The sequence below is a fragment of the Streptomyces sp. NPDC023838 genome, assembly GCF_040639555.1.
Classification (GTDB): Bacteria; Actinomycetota; Actinomycetes; order Streptomycetales; family Streptomycetaceae; genus Streptomyces.
The window spans coordinates 130,704-146,085 of sequence record NZ_JBFAAD010000016.1; the positions used below are offsets into that span (position 1 = coordinate 130,704).

19 protein-coding genes are annotated in these 15,382 nt (G+C 71.8%); 15 read left to right on the plus strand and 4 right to left on the minus strand.

Going from position 1 to position 15,382, the window contains the following annotated elements; translation table 11 throughout:
- The first annotated feature begins 62 nt into the window (after positions 1 to 62).
- The 6 genes from sufD to AB0G17_RS20840 are packed head-to-tail and all read left to right on the plus strand — an operon-like array spanning position 63 to position 4,398.
- The gene (gene sufD / locus AB0G17_RS20815; RefSeq protein WP_361384548.1) at positions 63 to 1,244 is read left to right on the plus strand and encodes a Fe-S cluster assembly protein SufD; all 1,182 of its coding nucleotides are present in this window, start codon (positions 63 to 65) and stop codon (positions 1,242 to 1,244) included.
- Positions 1,244 to 1,564, plus strand: a complete 321-nt coding sequence (locus AB0G17_RS20820) for a bifunctional 3-phenylpropionate/cinnamic acid dioxygenase ferredoxin subunit (protein ID WP_358834180.1) — start codon at positions 1,244 to 1,246, stop codon at positions 1,562 to 1,564. The genes sufD and AB0G17_RS20820 overlap by 1 nt, the downstream gene beginning before the upstream one ends.
- Positions 1,565 to 1,570: 6 nt before the next feature.
- Positions 1,571 to 2,335: a Fe-S cluster assembly ATPase SufC gene (gene sufC, locus AB0G17_RS20825; RefSeq protein WP_361384551.1), complete on the plus strand. Its 765-nt coding sequence runs from the start codon at positions 1,571 to 1,573 to the stop codon at positions 2,333 to 2,335.
- Positions 2,332 to 3,588 (plus strand): cysteine desulfurase, encoded by a 1,257-nt coding sequence (locus AB0G17_RS20830; RefSeq protein WP_361384554.1) that lies wholly within the window; start codon positions 2,332 to 2,334, stop codon positions 3,586 to 3,588. The genes sufC and AB0G17_RS20830 overlap by 4 nt, the downstream gene beginning before the upstream one ends.
- Positions 3,589 to 3,598: 10 nt before the next feature.
- Positions 3,599 to 4,063: a Fe-S cluster assembly sulfur transfer protein SufU gene (gene sufU / locus AB0G17_RS20835; RefSeq protein ID WP_361384557.1), complete on the plus strand. Its 465-nt coding sequence runs from the start codon at positions 3,599 to 3,601 to the stop codon at positions 4,061 to 4,063.
- Positions 4,060 to 4,398 (plus strand): metal-sulfur cluster assembly factor, encoded by a 339-nt coding sequence (locus AB0G17_RS20840; protein ID WP_101387762.1) that lies wholly within the window; start codon positions 4,060 to 4,062, stop codon positions 4,396 to 4,398. Before sufU ends, AB0G17_RS20840 begins: the two co-directional genes overlap by 4 nt.
- Positions 4,399 to 4,454: 56 nt before the next feature.
- Here the strand turns inward: AB0G17_RS20840 and AB0G17_RS20845 are convergent, their stop codons facing one another.
- A complete protein-coding gene (locus tag AB0G17_RS20845) occupies positions 4,455 to 5,954 on the minus strand; it encodes a hypothetical protein (protein ID WP_361384560.1) in 1,500 nt (499 codons plus the stop codon).
- Between the two features lie 36 nt (positions 5,955 to 5,990).
- Between AB0G17_RS20845 and AB0G17_RS20850 the strand changes: the two genes are divergently transcribed.
- The gene (locus AB0G17_RS20850; protein WP_361384563.1) at positions 5,991 to 6,356 is read left to right on the plus strand and encodes a VOC family protein; all 366 of its coding nucleotides are present in this window, start codon (positions 5,991 to 5,993) and stop codon (positions 6,354 to 6,356) included.
- A gap of 270 nt (positions 6,357 to 6,626) precedes the next feature.
- Positions 6,627 to 7,949: a hypothetical protein gene (locus AB0G17_RS20855; protein ID WP_361384566.1), complete on the plus strand. Its 1,323-nt coding sequence runs from the start codon at positions 6,627 to 6,629 to the stop codon at positions 7,947 to 7,949.
- On the opposite strand, the gene AB0G17_RS20860 is transcribed toward AB0G17_RS20855, so the two are convergent.
- Positions 7,939 to 8,445, minus strand: a complete 507-nt coding sequence (locus AB0G17_RS20860; RefSeq protein ID WP_361384569.1) for a MarR family transcriptional regulator — start codon at positions 8,443 to 8,445, stop codon at positions 7,939 to 7,941. The genes AB0G17_RS20855 and AB0G17_RS20860 overlap by 11 nt on opposite strands.
- 96 nt (positions 8,446 to 8,541) lie before the next feature.
- Here AB0G17_RS20860 and AB0G17_RS20865 point away from each other — a divergent pair, with 96 nt between their 5' ends.
- The 3 genes from AB0G17_RS20865 to AB0G17_RS20875 all read left to right on the plus strand — a co-directional run bounded on the left by AB0G17_RS20865 (position 8,542) and on the right by AB0G17_RS20875 (position 10,089).
- Positions 8,542 to 8,994 (plus strand): SgcJ/EcaC family oxidoreductase, encoded by a 453-nt coding sequence (locus AB0G17_RS20865; protein WP_361384572.1) that lies wholly within the window; start codon positions 8,542 to 8,544, stop codon positions 8,992 to 8,994.
- A 55-nt stretch (positions 8,995 to 9,049) separates the two neighbouring features.
- Positions 9,050 to 9,586 carry a TetR family transcriptional regulator gene (locus AB0G17_RS20870; protein WP_361384575.1) on the plus strand — a complete coding sequence of 179 codons (537 nt, stop codon included), beginning with the start codon at positions 9,050 to 9,052 and terminating at the stop codon, positions 9,584 to 9,586.
- A 179-nt stretch (positions 9,587 to 9,765) separates the two neighbouring features.
- Entirely contained in the window at positions 9,766 to 10,089 is a 324-nt protein-coding gene (locus tag AB0G17_RS20875) for a multidrug efflux SMR transporter (protein WP_361384578.1), read from the plus strand.
- Positions 10,090 to 10,212: 123 nt separating this feature from the next.
- Here AB0G17_RS20875 and AB0G17_RS20880 read toward each other — a convergent pair whose 3' ends face one another.
- Positions 10,213 to 11,094, minus strand: coding sequence for a winged helix-turn-helix transcriptional regulator (locus tag AB0G17_RS20880; protein ID WP_361384581.1), 882 nt, complete (start codon positions 11,092 to 11,094; stop codon positions 10,213 to 10,215).
- 140 nt (positions 11,095 to 11,234) lie between these two features.
- Between AB0G17_RS20880 and AB0G17_RS20885 the strand changes: the two genes are divergently transcribed.
- Together AB0G17_RS20885 and dapD are read left to right on the plus strand one after the other, a co-directional pair.
- Positions 11,235 to 12,467 carry an MFS transporter gene (locus AB0G17_RS20885; protein ID WP_361384699.1) on the plus strand — a complete coding sequence of 411 codons (1,233 nt, stop codon included), beginning with the start codon at positions 11,235 to 11,237 and terminating at the stop codon, positions 12,465 to 12,467.
- A 10-nt stretch (positions 12,468 to 12,477) separates the two neighbouring features.
- Positions 12,478 to 13,473 (plus strand): 2,3,4,5-tetrahydropyridine-2,6-dicarboxylate N-succinyltransferase, encoded by a 996-nt coding sequence (dapD, locus tag AB0G17_RS20890; protein ID WP_361384584.1) that lies wholly within the window; start codon positions 12,478 to 12,480, stop codon positions 13,471 to 13,473.
- Here dapD and dapA read toward each other — a convergent pair.
- The gene (gene dapA, locus AB0G17_RS20895; protein WP_361384587.1) at positions 13,464 to 14,369 is read right to left on the minus strand and encodes a 4-hydroxy-tetrahydrodipicolinate synthase; all 906 of its coding nucleotides are present in this window, start codon (positions 14,367 to 14,369) and stop codon (positions 13,464 to 13,466) included. The two genes, dapD and dapA, sit on opposite strands and share 10 nt — an antisense overlap.
- 134 nt (positions 14,370 to 14,503) lie before the next feature.
- Between dapA and AB0G17_RS20900 the strand changes: the two genes are divergently transcribed.
- Entirely contained in the window at positions 14,504 to 14,677 is a 174-nt protein-coding gene (locus tag AB0G17_RS20900; protein WP_361384590.1) for a hypothetical protein, read from the plus strand.
- Entirely contained in the window at positions 14,674 to 15,336 is a 663-nt protein-coding gene (locus AB0G17_RS20905; protein ID WP_361384593.1) for a hypothetical protein, read from the plus strand. The genes AB0G17_RS20900 and AB0G17_RS20905 overlap by 4 nt, the downstream gene beginning before the upstream one ends.
- Positions 15,337 to 15,382 lie beyond the last annotated feature (46 nt).

Sequence of the window (15,382 nt, forward strand, 5' to 3'; positions counted from 1 at the left end):
CCCGACGACCGACCCCCAGCAGCGCACGCAGACTGATCTAGGAAGAGAGCACTACGACAGCCATGGCTGAGGCTCAGAACATCCCGGCGGGCTCCACCACCGCCGGTTCGATCGCGGTGGCCGCCGAGTCGACCGTCGCCACGCGCATGAGCGCGCCCCCGTCCTTCGACGTGGCGGACTTCCCGGTTCCGCACGGCCGCGAGGAGGAGTGGCGGTTCACGCCGCTGGAGCGGCTGCGCGGGCTGCACGACGGCACCGCCGTCGCCACCGGCGACGGGCTGCGCGTCGAGGTGAGCGCCCCCGAGGGCGTCACCGTCGAGACCGTGGGCCGCGATGACGCGCGGCTCGGCCGGGCGGGCACTCCGGTGGACCGGATCGCCGCCCAGGCCTACTCCTCGTTCGAGAAGGCCTCGGTCGTGACCGTCGCCAAGGAGGCGGTCCTGACCGAGCCGATCCGCATCGCCGTGCACGGCGAGGGCGGCACGGTCTTCGCGCACCAGGTCGTCGAGCTCGGCGCTTTCGCCGAGGCCGTCGTGGTCATCGACCACACCGGTGACGCGGTGCTCGCCGCCAACGTGGACTTCGTCCTGGGCGACGGCGCCAAGCTGACCGTCGTCTCCGTACAGGACTGGGACGCCAAGGCCGTCCACGTCGCCCAGCACAACACGCTGATCGGCCGGGACGCCTCCTTCAAGTCCGTCGTCGTCACCTTCGGCGGCGACCTGGTCCGGCTGCACCCGCGGGTCTCCTACGCGGGCACCGGCGGCGAGGCCGAGCTCTTCGGCCTGTACTTCACCGACAAGGGCCAGCACCAGGAGCACCGGCTCTTCGTCGACCACAACACGCCGCACTGCAAGTCCAACGCCGTGTACAAGGGCGCGCTGCAGGGCGACGACGCGCACGCCGTGTGGATCGGTGACGTCCTCATCCAGGCCGCGGCCGAGGGCACCGACACGTACGAGATGAACCGCAACCTGGTCCTCACCGACGGCGCCCGCGTCGACTCGGTGCCGAACCTGGAGATCGAGACCGGCGAGATCGCCGGCGCCGGTCACGCCTCGGCGACCGGCCGCTTCGACGACGAGCAGCTGTTCTACCTGATGGCCCGCGGCATCCCGGAGTCCGAGGCCCGCCGTCTGGTGGTCCGCGGCTTCTTCGCCGAGCTGGTCCAGCAGATCGGTGTCGCGGACGTCGAGGAGCGACTGCTCGCCAAGATCGAGGCGGAGCTGGAGGCGTCCGTCTGATGTCCGCCTTCGTCCGCGTCTGCGCACTGAGCGAGCTGGAAGAGGACACCCCGAAGCGGGTGGAACTCGACGGCACGCCGGTGTCGGTCGTCCGCACGGCGGGCGAGGTGTTCGCGATCAACGACATCTGCTCGCACGCGAACGTCTCGCTGTCGGAGGGGGAGGTGGAGGACTGCCAGATCGAGTGCTGGCTGCACGGCTCCAGCTTCGACCTCCGCACCGGCAAGCCGTCCGGCCTTCCCGCGACGCGACCCGTGCCCGTTTACCCCGTAAAGATCGAAGGGGACGATGTGCTCGTCTCCGTATCCCAGGAGAACTAAGTCCCCATGGCAACGCTTGAAATCCGCGACCTGCACGTCACCGTGGAAGCCGAGAACGGCCCCCGGGAGATCCTCAAGGGCGTCGACCTGACCGTGAAGCAGGGCGAGACCCACGCCATCATGGGTCCCAACGGCTCCGGCAAGTCCACCCTCGCGTACTCGCTCGCGGGTCACCCCAAGTACACGATCACCGGCGGTTCGGTCACCCTGGACGGCGAGGACGTCCTGGAGATGTCCGTCGACGAGCGCGCCCGCGCCGGCGTCTTCCTCGCCATGCAGTACCCGGTCGAGGTCCCCGGCGTCTCGGTCTCCAACTTCCTGCGCACCTCCGCCACCGCCATGCGCGGCGAGGCCCCCAAGCTGCGCACCTGGGTGAAGGAGGTCAAGTCCGCGATGGAGCAGCTCCAGATGGACCCGGCCTTCGCCGAGCGCAACGTCAACGAGGGCTTCTCCGGCGGCGAGAAGAAGCGCCACGAGATCCTCCAGCTGGAGCTCCTCAAGCCGAAGATCGCGATCCTCGACGAGACCGACTCGGGTCTGGACGTCGACGCCCTGCGCGTCGTCTCCGAGGGCGTCAACCGCGTCCGCGAGACCGGCGAGGTCGGCACGCTGCTGATCACGCACTACACGCGCATCCTGCGCTACATCAAGCCCGACTTCGTGCACGTGTTCGCGAACGGCCGCATCGCCGAGTCCGGCGGCGCCGAGCTCGCCGACAAGCTGGAGAACGAGGGCTACGAGGCATACACGAAGGGCGGCGCTTCCGAGTGACGACACTGCCGGGCCTCCTCGACACCGAGGCGATCCGCAAGGACTTCCCCTTGCTGGACCGTGTGGTCCACGACGGGAAGAAGATCGTGTACCTCGACAGCGCGGCGACTTCGCAGAAGCCGCGCCAGGTGCTCGACGCCCTCAACGAGTACTACGAGCGGCACAACGCCAACGTCCACCGTGGTGTGTACACGGTGGCCGAGGAGGCCACGGCGCTGTACGAGGGCGCGCGCGACAAGGTCGCCGCGTTCATCAACGCGCCCAGCCGCGACGAGGTGATCTTCACCAAGAACGCCTCGGAGTCGCTCAACCTGGTCGCCAACATGCTGGGCTGGGCCGACGAGCCCTACCGGGTGGACCACGAGACCGAGATAGTCATCACGGAGATGGAGCACCACTCCAACATCGTGCCGTGGCAGCTGCTCTCGCAGCGCACCGGCGCGAAGCTGAAGTGGTTCGGCCTCACCGACGACGGCCGTCTCGACCTCTCCAACATCGACGAGATCATCACCGAGAAGACGAAGATCGTCTCCTTCACGCTGGTCTCCAACCTGCTGGGTACGGTCAACCCGGTCGAGGCGATCGTCCGCCGCGCCCAGGAGGTCGGCGCGCTGCTCTGCATCGACGCCTCCCAGGCCGCGCCGCACATGCCGCTGGACGTCCAGGCCCTCCAGGCCGACTTCGTGGCCTTCACCGGCCACAAGATGTGCGGCCCGACCGGCATCGGCGTCCTGTGGGGCCGCCAGGAGCTCCTTGAGGACCTCCCCCCGTTCCTCGGCGGCGGCGAGATGATCGAGACGGTCTCGATGCACTCGTCGACGTACGCTCCGGCGCCGCACAAGTTCGAGGCGGGCACGCCCCCGATCGCGCAGGCCGTCGGCCTCGGCGCGGCCGTGGACTACCTCTCCGCCATCGGCATGGACAAGATCGCCGCGCATGAGCACGCGATCACCGAGTACGCGGTCAAGCGCCTCCTGGAGGTCCCGGACCTGCGGATCATCGGTCCCACCACGGCCGAGGACCGGGGCGCGGCGATCTCCTTCACGCTCGGTGACATCCACCCGCACGACGTGGGCCAGGTCCTCGACGAGGAGGGCATCGCGGTCCGGGTCGGCCACCACTGCGCCCGCCCGGTCTGCCTGCGCTACGGAATTCCCGCGACCACACGAGCGTCTTTCTATCTGTACTCCACGCCCGCCGAGGTGGACGCCCTGGTGGACGGCTTGGAGCACGTACGAAACTTCTTCGGCTAGGGGTTGGTCCGTGAAGCTGGATTCGATGTACCAGGACGTCATCCTGGACCACTACAAGCACCCGCACGGGCGGGGCTTGCGGGACGGTGACGCCGAGGTACACCACGTGAACCCGACGTGCGGCGACGAGATCACCCTGCGGGTCAGGTACGAGGGCTCGCGGATCGCCGACGTCTCGTACGAGGGCCAGGGCTGCTCCATCAGCCAGGCCAGCGCCTCGGTACTCAACGAGCTGCTGGTCGGCAAGGAGCTCGACGAGGCGCGGCGGATCCAGGAGACGTTCCTGGAGCTGATGCAGTCCAAGGGCCAGCTGGAGCCGGACGACGCGATGGAGGAGGTCCTGGAGGACGCGGTGGCTTTCGCCGGCGTCTCCAAGTACCCCGCGCGCGTCAAGTGCGCTCTGCTGAGCTGGATGGCCTGGAAGGACGCGACGGCCCAGGCGCTGGGCGCCGGAGCCGAGAGGAAGAGCGCATGACCGAGAACGCAGAGGCCACCTTGAAGCCGGCCTCGGAGGAAGAAGTCCGTGAGGCGCTGTACGACGTCGTCGACCCCGAGCTGGGCATCGACGTCGTCAACCTGGGCCTCATCTACGGCATCCACATCGACGACGCCAACATCGCCACGCTGGACATGACCCTGACGTCGGCGGCCTGCCCGCTGACCGATGTGATCGAGGACCAGGCGAAGTCGGCGACGGAGGGCATCGTCAACGAGCTCAAGATCAACTGGGTCTGGATGCCGCCGTGGGGCCCGGACAAGATCACGGACGACGGCCGCGAGCAGCTTCGGGCGCTCGGGTTCAACGTCTGAGTCCGTTCGTACGGCGCGTGGGCCCCCGGTACCAATGGTGCCGGGGGCCCTTCGCGTCACAGGGGCTCGACCAGGTGGCGCATGACCTCGACGGGCAGGGCGGGATTGGCCGCCGCGGCAGGGGCCGGCTCCTCGTCGTCGAGCAGCTCCACGATCCGGTCCACCGGCAGCCGGGCGTGGCGCGCGAACGCCTCCCGCACCCGCGGATCCGGGTCCCGCGTGAGCCGCTCGACGGTCTCCGCTTCGGCCTCCGGGTCCCGGGCGGCGAGCACCCGGACCGCCGGGTCCTCGTGCCCGGCGTGCCGCGCGAGCCCCGCGACCGGAAAGTTCCCCCGGGCCGGCAGATCCTCGCGGCCCGGGCCGGTGTACTCCAGGAAGCAGCGGAGCAGCAGCTCGGGCGGGGCGTCCGGATGGTTCTGGGCGAGCAGGACGCGTACGCCGAGATCGGGGTCGTCGGCCAGCCGGGCCAGCAGGTCCGGCGGCAGGCCGGGATCCCCGGCCGCAGACCGCCGCAGCAGCGGGTGGCCGGAGAGCGCTCGGCGGCGGGTCTCCTCGGGATCCCTGGGCGCGGAGGGCAGCACGCGGTGCCGGAACGGGCCGTCCAGGGTGACCTCGTAGTCGATGGCCGCCCGCTCCTCCTCCGTCAGGGCGGGGTGGCGCGACACGGCCAGGCGGACGGCCGGGGCGGGGTCGACGGCGAGCAGCCGGAGCTCGTCCGGCCCCAGGTCCGGCCGTTCGGCGATGTCTTCGCGCACCCCGGGGTCCGGGTCGCGGGCGAGCAGGGCCACGACATCGGCGGGCAGGCCTCGGTTGGACGCGATCATCCGCCACTCGTGGTGCCGCGCCGGGGAGGCGAGCACGCTCTCGACGACGGCGCGGCTGAGGGCGGCGTACATCAGCAGATGGGTGCGGAAGTGACTGCTGTGCTCGGGGAGTTCCGCCTCCACCCGGGCCGGATCGCGGTCGCGGTCGTGCCGGTCCTTCGTCCGCAGAGCCCTTTCGCGCACCTCCTCGTCGGGGTCGGCCAGCAGGGCGGCCCGTTCCCCCTCGGACAGATCGCTCCACGACCTCATCCCGATCCCGAAGGCGCGGACCTTCGGCTCGGGGTGGGTGAGCATCGCGGCGCGGAACTCCGGCGAGAACCGGCGCGGGAACCGGAAGCTGCCGAGACAGTCGTTCTCGTACGTCGTGATCATGCGGGCGGCGGCCCAGTCGGGCAGGAGGTCGGGCGGATCGTCGAGCTCGTCGGCGGGACCTTCGGCGAGGCGCGCGCGCACCCGCCAGTCGGGGTCGTCCACCAGCCGCATCCGCCGGGCCGGGTCGACATGCGGGTTGGTGGCGAGGAACGCCCGGGTGCGCCAGTCCGGGTGGGTGAGCGCAGCGTCCACCACGGCCCCGGGCAGCGGGCGGTCCCGGCACAGTGCCATGCGCGCGGCGGGCGGTCCGCCGGTCAGGAGCCGCAGCAGGATGTCCTGCGGCGCGGCGGGGTTGAGAGCCACCCCGGCCAGCCGGCGCTCCGGGAGGCCGGCCGGGCCCCGGGCCCCGTGGGGCGTCACCGCGCCGCCCCGTACCGGGCGGAGCAGACTGGGGCTATGGCCATTTCTCTGTACCACCTCGTCGTAGACGCCCATGACCTGCCCGCCCTCGCACGCTTCTGGTGCCAAGTGCTCGACTGGAAGGTGCTGTTCGAGGACGAGGAGGAGATCGTCATCGGGGCGGACGTGACAGCGTATCCGGGGATGTGCTTCGTGCCGGTGCCCGAGTCCAAGACCGTCAAGAACCGGTTGCACATCGATCTCAACCCCGATGACCAGGCCGCCGAGGTCGAGCGGATCATCGGGCTCGGGGCGCGGCGGGTGGACGTGGGGCAGGGGGAGGAGGCGACGTGGGTGGTGCTGGCCGATCCCGAGGGCAATGAGTTCTGTGTGCTGCGGGCCAAGGAGAGCCTGATCGACTGAGGCGGTCGACTGACGCGCCTCGACTGACGCGCCTCGACTGACGCGCGTCGGCCGACGCGGGCCGACTGAGGCGGGTCGGGTGACGTCGGTCGGCTCGGCCGTACGGATCTGTTCCCCTCGCGTACGGATCCCGTACGGCCGGAATTGGCGCACGCACCGGAGCCTTTCCGTCGACATCACGCCGACGAGAGGCACCCAGTGCTGTATGACGTTTCCCGTGCCGGGCGCGTTGCCCTCGCGGCCGCGAGCGCGGCTCTTACGCTGGCCGGCATGGGCCTGAACGCACCCGCGCACGCGGCCGGTTACGGCACCCCGACCCTCTCGCTTTCGGCCGGATACCTCTCGGGCGCCGTGGGGGCGAGCGGGGACCCTGTGGTGACCGTGACCGTGGGGCAGAGCGGGGCCGACGCCTCCGCGCTCACCGTCGCCGCCTCCGCCAGCACCGTGCCCTCCGTCGCCGGCACCGGGGACGTGAAGGTCACCGGCACCGGGGCCACCCGGCAGGTGGCGGTGGCCGCGCACGGGCGCGGGTACACCGACCTCACCCTCAAGCTCACCGGGCTCGGCGGCAAGAGCGTCACCAAGACGCTGCACTACGCCGCCTCGGCCGCCGTCCAGTACGCCTCCGACACCCGGTACTTCACCGGCTCCAGCGACGCCTCCGCCGCCGTCGACGTGGGCGGCGGGTACGTGGTTGTCGCCGACGACGAGTCCAACACGCTGCGGCTGTACGACCGTTCGATCTCCGGTGCGCCCGTGCGGACCTGGGACTTCAGCTCCGGGCTCGGGGTCAGCAAGGAGATCGACATCGAGGGCGCCGCCCGCGTCGGCGACACCATCTACTGGACCGGCTCGCTCGGCAACAACAAGGACGGCGAGTACAAGGCCGACCGCAACACCGTCTTCACCACCACCGTCACCGGGTCCGGGGCCGGCACCCGGCTGACGCTCGGCGGCTCGTACAAGAAGCTGCGCGACGACCTCGTCGCCTGGGACCGCGCCCACGGCGACCGGTACGGCTTCGCCGCCGCGACCGCCGCCGGGCAGGCGCCCAAGCAGATCGACGGGTTCAACGTGGAGGGCCTGGAGTTCGCGCCCGGGTCCACCACCACCGCGTACGTCGGCTTCCGGGCGCCGCTCGTGCCCCCGGCGGGCGGCGGCAAGGCGCTCATCGTGCCCGTCACCAACATCGACAAGGTGGTGGGGAGCGGGGTCAAGGCGGTGTTCGGGACGCCCATCGAGCTCGATCTCGGCGGGCTGAGCATCCGGGACATCCGTAAGAACGCCGCCGACCAGTATCTGATCGTCGCCGGGTCGTGGGCCGCCGACGACAACTCCGACCCGTACGCCCTCTACTCCTGGGACGGCGTCCCGGCGCACGCCCCCGTCAAGCTGCGCGACCTGCCCACCAGCGACCCGGGCGGCTGGGAGGCCGTCGTGGACGTGCCCGACCTGTCGGTGCCGGGGGCCCGCGCCCAGCTGATCACCGACGACGGGTCGGCCGATCTGTACGGGGACGGGACCGAGGCGAAGGACCTCACCCACCCCGAGTGGAAGAAGTCCCGCGCCACCTGGTTCACCGTCACCGGCTGACCCCCGCGCCGCCCGTCGGCGGCACCCCCTTCGTCTCGGCCGTCGCCTCCCGCAGTGCGGGGGCGGCGGCTTCGAAGTAGCGGAACAGGACGCGGAGTTCGTCCGGGGCGAAGCCGCCGAACACCTCCGCCATCCGCCGGCGCGCGGCGCCGAACGCCTGCTCGTCCTCCTCCGCCGGGACCGGGACCGGCTCGACCACCACCCGGCGGCGGTCGGCCGGGTCCGGGGCGCGGCGCAGCCGTCCCGCCTTCTCCAGCCGGTCCACCAGCCGCGTCGTCGCGGACTGGGTCAGCCCGATCCGCTCGGCGAGCGCGCCCGTGGTGAGCGGCCCCGCCAGTTCCAGGACGTTGAGGGCGTAGAGGTCGGTCGGGTTCTGGCCGAGGACGTCGGCCGCCGCCTGGCCGTGCAGGACGACGGCGGTCAGATACGCGCGGTACGTCCCGGCGCCCCGCCGCAGCAGATCCTCGGTCGCACGCGCTCTCTCCTGGTCCGGCATGTCTCGTCCTGTCTCCGTGAGGGATTGCCCAACACATGCACATGTGCATATATTGCATGTGTGCAATTAATCGTACCCGAACCTCAGGAGACAGCCATGCCCACGTCGACCGTCGACGCCGATCTCCACTCCGTCCGCGAGCTCTTCGAGGGCCACCGCCTCGCCTGGGGCGACGCCGACGCGTACGGGGCGCACTTCACCGAGGACGCCGACTACGTCACCTTCTACGGCGGCCGCCTCGTCGGCCGCGAGGCAGTGGTCGAGGGGCACCGCGGGCTCTTCGACGGGGTCCTCAAGGGCTCACGGCTGTACGCGGAGATCGCCGCCGCCGACTTCCCCGCACCCGGCGTCGCCCTCGTCCACGCGCGCGGTGCCCTGCTCAAGGGCCGGGCGCGCAGGCCCTCGCGGCGGGCGCTCTCCGTGCAGACGTACGTCATCGTCCTTGGCGCGGACGGCCGTTGGCGCATCCGGGCCTTCCAGAACACCCGGCTGCGGCCCCGCGTCGAGGCTCTCTCCCACTGGCTGGCCGCGCGGGCGCCCAAGGGCTGAGACCGGCCGCCCGGTACGGTCGTGCCATGGCCCCCGTCCCAGGAGCGTGCGACTGATGGCCCGCCGGTACGACCCCGACCGGCGGCGACGCATCATCGACGCGGCGATCCGGGTGGTCGGCGAGCGCGGTATCGCCGGGCTCAGCCACCGCAGCGTCGCCGCCGAGGCCGATGTGCCGCTCGGCTCCACCACGTACCACTTCGCGACGCTCGACGAGCTCATGGTCGCCGCGCTGCGCCAGGCCAACGAGGGATTCGCCGCCGCGATCCGCGACAGCGGCGCGCTGGCGGAGCCGGGCGTGGACGTGGCCGCCGAGCTCGCGCGGCTGATGGGCGAGTGGATCGCGGGGGACCGGGCGCGGGTGGAGCTGGAGTACGAGCTCTATCTGGCGGCGCTGCGGCGGCCCCCGCTGCGGCCGGTCGCCGCCGAGTGGACCGAGGGCGTGGCGGAGGTGCTGGCCCGCCACACGGACCCGGTGACGGCTCGCGGCCTGGTCGCCCTGATGGACGGGATCTGCCTCCAGGCGCTGCTTACTGGCGGGGCCTATGACCAGGGCTATGCGCGGGAGTTGCTGGGGCGGCTGTTGCGGTGACGCCGCGCTGGATGCGTGGTTCTTCGTCTGCGGGCCGTCTTTGGGCTGGTCGCCTCCACGCGGCGGAGCCGCACGCTGACACCGCCCCGCGCCCCTTGCGGGAACGGGGTGCCGCACCGAGTTCCCGCGTCCCCGATCGTTATGTACGCCCGTACGCACCGCTGGGTACGCTGGTGCGCATGCCGTACGTCCTGCTCTCCTGCGCCATCGCGTCGGAGATCGCCGCCACCTCCGCGATGAAGTACAGCGAGGGCTTCACCCGGCTCTGGCCCTCGCTGGTCACCGTCTGCGGGTATCTGCTCGCGTTCTATCTGCTCTCGCTCACCCTGAAGTCGATGTCCGTCGGCACGGCGTACGCGATCTGGTCCGGCGCGGGCACGGCCGTCATCGCCGTCATCGGCATGCTCTTCATGGGCGAGACCATGACGGCCGCCAAGCTCGCCGGGATCGCGCTGGTCATCGCCGGAGTGGCGCTGCTCAACCTCGGCGGCGCCGCGCACTGAGGCTCAGAGCCTGCCTTTGAACCCCCGTCTGCGCCCCGACGCCCGGCACGCACGCCGAGCGCACGCACCGAACGCCGCTGCGCCCGCCCTCCGGGCGGACGACGGGGGTTCAAAGGCAGGCTCTCAGCTCCCGGCCCGGCGCACCGCCTCCAGCGCCGCCCGGACGCTCGCCTCGATGTCGGTGATCGGGTACAGCGCCTCGATCACCGTACGGTCCCGGTCGACCACCAGTGTCAGGCGCTTGAGCCGGCTCACGCCCGCCGTGCGGAACGTCGGCAGCCGCAGCGCGGCCGTCAGCGTCAGGTCCGCGTCCGACAGGAGCGGGAAGCGCAGCCGCTCCTTGTCCGCGAACGCCCGCTGCTCGTCCGGGCGTTGGCTGGACACGCCGTGCACGACCGCGCCCGCCGCCGTGAACTCGGCGAGCTGGTCGCGGAACGTGCACGATTCGAGCGTGCAGCCCGGCGCCCCCGGGATCCCCGCCCAGCCGGGCGGATAGGACTCCTTGCGGGCGTAGGCACCGGGGAAGCAGTAGAGCACGGTGTACGCGCTGTCTCGCGCCACCGGGTCCCTCAACTCCCCGTCCATGCCGATCAGTTGCAGCTCCGGCACCTTCGTGCCGACCAGCCCGCGCACCCGCTCGGTCTCTCCGGAGTGCTCCGTCGCCGTGGCCATCGTCTCTCCATCTCCCAGCACCCAGGTGTCTCCCCAGTCCTGGAGCGCGATCAGTACGGGCAGCAGGGCACGGCCGCGCGGAGTGAGCCGGTACTCGTACCTCACCGGGCGGTCCTGGTACGGCTCCCGGGTCAGCACCCCCGTCTCGACCAGCAGTTTCAGCCGTTCGGCGAGCACCTTGCGGGACATGCCGAGTTCGCGCTGGAGCGCGTCGAAGCGGTGCACTCCGCGTGCCGCGTCGCGGACGATCAGAAGGGTCCACCAGTCGCCGACCACGTCCAGGGCCTGGGCGATGGCGCAGTGCTCGTCGTGGAGACGGGTGCGTTGAGGCATGGTCTCCATCCTTCCGTACCGTCCGGGCCGTCCCGTCCGGGCGCCCGCCGTTGACCTGCGGCTCCCATGCTGACATAGTCCGTTCCCATAAGGAACTTACTAGGAACTCACTCGTGAGCGAGACCCAGGGGGGCGACGGCGTGGAGACCTTGCGCGCGGTGCCGAGAACCGTCCGGCTGCTGTGCTTCGGCATGTTCTTCAACGCGGTCGTCAGCTTCACGTTCATCTACCTCTTCGTGTACCTGACCGGCCCGCGCGGGCTCGGCGTCGGCCAGGCCGGAGTGATCAGCGGGATCGGCGGCATCGGTCTGGTCGCCGGGAACTTCACCGGTGGCTGGTTCGGCGACCGGTACGGCCACCGGCGCGCCCTGCTCGCGGGCGCGCTGGTCAGCGGCACCCTGCTCGCCGGTATCGCGCTGCTGCCGACCCCGGCCCTGGCCGTCGCCCTGCCGCTCGCCCAGTACGCCTCCGGTGTCGTGCGGGCCGCGAACTCCGCGCTCGTCGCCGTCGGCGTCCCCGAGGGCAGCCGCCGCCAGGGCTTCGCCGTGATGCGGTTCGCCGCCAACGCGGGCTTCACCGTCGGGCCGCCGCTCGGTGCCCTGGTCGCCGCCCACTGGTCGTACGACTGGCTCTTCGCCGCCGACGGCGTCGGCACCCTGCTCTTCGCCGCGTACGCGGCCCGGGTGCTGCCCGCCCGCGCGGCCGCCCACGCCAAGCCGTCGTACGACCCGGGCGCCCCCGGCCTGTGGCGGGAGCTGCGGGCCCGGCCCGCCGTGCTCGTCCTGCTCTGCGCGATCGTCTGCGTCGACCTGGTCTACCGCCAGCAGTACTCCACCCTGCCGGTCTTCCTCGGCGACCACGGCATGGACGCCCACATCTACGGCTGGCTCATCGCCCTCAACAGCGGGCTGATCCTCTGCCTCGAACTGCCCGCCGTCCACGCCCTGCGCGGCCGCGCCCCGCTCTCGGTCGTCGGCTGCGGACTGCTCCTGGTCGGCCTCGGCTACGCGCTGCTCATTCCCGGCGCCGCCCTCGGCTGGGCCCTCGCCCTGATGGTGACGCTCACCCTCGGCGAGATCCTCTACAAGACCACCGCCACCGCGTACGTGGCCGACCAGGCACCCGCCCACGCCCAGGGCCGCTTCCAGAGCCTGTACGCCGGGGCCTCCATCAGCGGCCAGGTGCTCGCCCCGCCGCTCGGCGGCGCCCTCTACACCGCCGCGCCCGGTCTGCTCTGGCCGCTGTGCGCCGTCCTCGCGGGCCTCGCCGGGCTCGCCGTGCTGTGGGCGCGCGGCCTTCCGGCGCCGCTGACCGGGGGTGACGCGCGCCCGTCACCTGAGACCGGTTCGCCCCGGCGGGCCGTCGCCGGTTAGGTTTTCCGCTATGACCGACACGACTGCTACTGCTTCTCGCTCCACCGGCGCCGTCGCCGCCGGCCTCGCCACCCTCGCCGGCGACGGCACCGTTCTCGACACCTGGTTCCCCGCCCCCGAGCTGGTCGCCGAGCCCGGCCCGGCCGGCACCGAGCGGCTCACCGCCGACCAGGCCCTCGCCCTCATCGGCAAGGGCGCGGCCGACGCCCTCGGCGTCGACGAGCGCCGGGGCGTCGAGGTCGTCGCCGTCCGTACGGTCATCGCCTCGCTCGACGACAAGCCGCTGGACGCCCACGACGCGTACCTGCGCCTGCACCTGCTCTCGCACCGCTTGGTCAAGCCGCACGGCCAGAGCCTGGACGGCCTCTTCGGCCTGCTCGCCAACGTCGCCTGGACCTCGCTCGGCCCGGTCGCCGTCGACGACATCGAGAAGGTGCGCCTGAACGCCCGCGCCGCCGGACTCCACCTCCAGGTGACGTCCATCGACAAGTTCCCGCGCATGACGGACTACGTCGTCCCCAAGGGCGTCCGCATCGCCGACGCCGACCGGGTGCGCCTCGGCGCCCACCTGGCCGAGGGCACCACCGTGATGCACGAGGGCTTCGTGAACTTCAACGCGGGCACGCTGGGCACGTCGATGGTCGAGGGCCGGATCTCCGCCGGTGTCGTCGTCGGCAACGGCTCCGACATCGGCGGCGGCGCGTCCACCATGGGCACGCTGTCCGGCGGCGGCAACGTCCGCATCGTCATCGGCGAGCGCTGCCTGGTCGGCGCGGAGGCGGGCGTGGGGATCGCGCTCGGCGACGAGTGCGTCGTGGAGGCCGGGCTGTACGTCACGGCCGGTACGCGGGTCACCATGCCGGACGGGCAGATCGTGAAGGCGCGTGAGCTTTCGGGTGCGTCGAACATCCTGTTCCGGCGGAACTCGGTCACGGGCGCGGTCGAGGCCCGGCCCAACAACGCGGTGTGGGGCGGGCTCAACGAGATCCTGCACAGTCACAACTGACGTACTGCGCCCCGCGCCCCTGGCTGTTCGCGGACCAGATCGTCGTGTGCCGTGCGCAGTGCGGCGATCTGGTCCGGGGACGCGGGCCGCAGCGGCTCCCGCACCGGGTTCCCCAGGAGTGCCTTCGCCGTCACCGTGCCCGGCAGGCCGCTCGCCATCATCAGTTCTGCCAGCGGGAGCGTGAGGTGGTTGAGGCGGGCTGCCTCGGTCACGTCTCCCTTGTCGTAGGCGTCCAGCGGGGCCCGCATCTGGGCCGGGGCCACGTTCGCCACCGTGCTGACGTATCCCGCGCCCCCGACCGCGTACAGCGGCAGGTTCGTCTCCTCGCAGCCCGAGTAGTACGCCAGCGAGGTGCGGCCGATGACCTTGGTGGAGGCGAGCAGGTCGTACGCGCAGTCCTTGACCGCCACGATCCGCTCGTGCTCGGCCAGGCGCAGCAGCGACTCCGTGCCGATCCGGACGCCCGTCCGGCCGGGGATGTCGTAGAGCATCACGGGGAGCTCCGTGGAGTCGGCCACCGTACGGAAGTGCGCCTCGACCGCGTCCTGCGGCGGGCGGCTGTAGTACGGCGAGACCACCAACAGGCCGTTCGCGCCCGCCTGTTCGGCCTGGCGGGCCAGCTCCAACGTGTGCCGGGTGGAGGCGGTGCCGACCCCGGCCAGGACGTGGACGTGGTTCCCGACCGCCTCGCGCACCGCCCGTACCAGCGCCGTCTTCTCCGCGTCGGTCGTGGTGGGTGACTCGCCCGTGGTGCCGCTGAGCACCAGGCCGTCGCAGCCCTCGGCGACCAGATGCGCCGCCAGTCGCCGGGCGGCGTCGAGGTCCAGGCCGCCGTCGGCGGTGAAGGGCGTGATCATGGCGCAGAGTGCGCGCCCGAAGGGGCGGGGAGTGCTCATTCACGCAGTCTCGGCCCAGCGAGCGTGAAGGTCTACTTAGAGTTTCTTGGGGTGAAGCGGTAGCAGTGCTGAAGTGTGCGGTCGCTGCGCGCTCTTGGCGGGTGGGCTGCCTTGCGCCACCATGAGAAACCGGTGTGTCCGTTCATGTCCGTACCGTCGTACCGTCGGAGGTCGTCATGAAGCTCGGCAAGGCTCTCGCCACTGGTGTCGCGGAGGAACAGCCCGAGGATGTCGTACGGGACGAGGCGCCGCCCGTGCCCGAGGAGGTCCCGGCGGGAGCTCCCGTCGAGGTGACGGCGGGCCGATGAGGCTGCGGCTCCCCGAGGAACGCCCGACGGAGCCGCCCACCGGCTACAAGGTCGCCCACGCGGCGCTCTCCCAGGACGGCTCCCGGGCCGGGTTCCTCGGCATCTCGCTCGGCGCCGCCCTGCCCTACGGCGTCCTGGACGACGCGCACTGCGCGTACGGGCGGCGCCACCGCTCGCCGTCCAGGCTCTGCGACTGCGGCTTCCACTGTCTGCACGAGCGCGCCGAGGCGGCGGCCCTGACCTGCACGGCCGAGCACCGCGGGGCGTTGCTGCTCGAAGTCGCGGTGCTCGGGCGCTACATCCGGTTCGAGCGCGGAATGCGGTACGCCCGCCAGCGGGTGCGCACCGCGACGGCGGGCCCGTGCCGCTGCCGGCGGCGGGCGACCGGCCTCGCCGACGCGGGCTGGGGGCGGCCCGGTTGGCGGGTCGTGGAGCCGGTCTGCGTGGTGTGCGCCGGATCGCGTACGGCCGTGGGGTTCGACGACTTCGCCCGGCGCGGCGGGGCCGGGCTGAAGGTCCTGGCCGCGCCCGCCGCCGACGCGTCCGCCGCCGACCCCGGCCGGACCTTTCCGGAGCTGGTCGCGGAGGCGGCGCTGCTCCAGGCCCGGCTCGACTGGTTCCAGAGCGAGTTGGCGCGGCTCGGCGAGAAGGAGGGGTGAGCCCGGCGGCTGTCGGGTGGGCGTCCTTGACCTCAAGTGGCCTTGA

Bases quoted from the DNA above. Each gene is read 5' to 3' on its own strand.
- sufD (WP_361384548.1), top strand. From the start codon at position 63: ATGGCTGAGGCTCAGAACATCCCGGCGGGCTCCACCACCGCCGGTTCG.
- AB0G17_RS20820 (WP_358834180.1), top strand. From the start codon at position 1,244: ATGTCCGCCTTCGTCCGCGTCTGCGCACTGAGCGAGCTGGAAGAGGAC.
- sufC (WP_361384551.1), top strand. From the start codon at position 1,571: ATGGCAACGCTTGAAATCCGCGACCTGCACGTCACCGTGGAAGCCGAG.
- AB0G17_RS20840 (WP_101387762.1), top strand. From the start codon at position 4,060: ATGACCGAGAACGCAGAGGCCACCTTGAAGCCGGCCTCGGAGGAAGAA.
- AB0G17_RS20850 (WP_361384563.1), top strand. From the start codon at position 5,991: ATGGCCATTTCTCTGTACCACCTCGTCGTAGACGCCCATGACCTGCCC.
- AB0G17_RS20855 (WP_361384566.1), top strand. From the start codon at position 6,627: ATGGGCCTGAACGCACCCGCGCACGCGGCCGGTTACGGCACCCCGACC.
- AB0G17_RS20860 (WP_361384569.1), bottom strand. From the start codon at position 8,445: ATGCCGGACCAGGAGAGAGCGCGTGCGACCGAGGATCTGCTGCGGCGG.
- AB0G17_RS20865 (WP_361384572.1), top strand. From the start codon at position 8,542: ATGCCCACGTCGACCGTCGACGCCGATCTCCACTCCGTCCGCGAGCTC.
- AB0G17_RS20870 (WP_361384575.1), top strand. From the start codon at position 9,050: ATGGCCCGCCGGTACGACCCCGACCGGCGGCGACGCATCATCGACGCG.
- AB0G17_RS20875 (WP_361384578.1), top strand. From the start codon at position 9,766: ATGCCGTACGTCCTGCTCTCCTGCGCCATCGCGTCGGAGATCGCCGCC.
- AB0G17_RS20880 (WP_361384581.1), bottom strand. From the start codon at position 11,094: ATGCCTCAACGCACCCGTCTCCACGACGAGCACTGCGCCATCGCCCAG.
- dapD (WP_361384584.1), top strand. From the start codon at position 12,478: ATGACCGACACGACTGCTACTGCTTCTCGCTCCACCGGCGCCGTCGCC.
- dapA (WP_361384587.1), bottom strand. From the start codon at position 14,369: ATGAGCACTCCCCGCCCCTTCGGGCGCGCACTCTGCGCCATGATCACG.
- AB0G17_RS20905 (WP_361384593.1), top strand. From the start codon at position 14,674: ATGAGGCTGCGGCTCCCCGAGGAACGCCCGACGGAGCCGCCCACCGGC.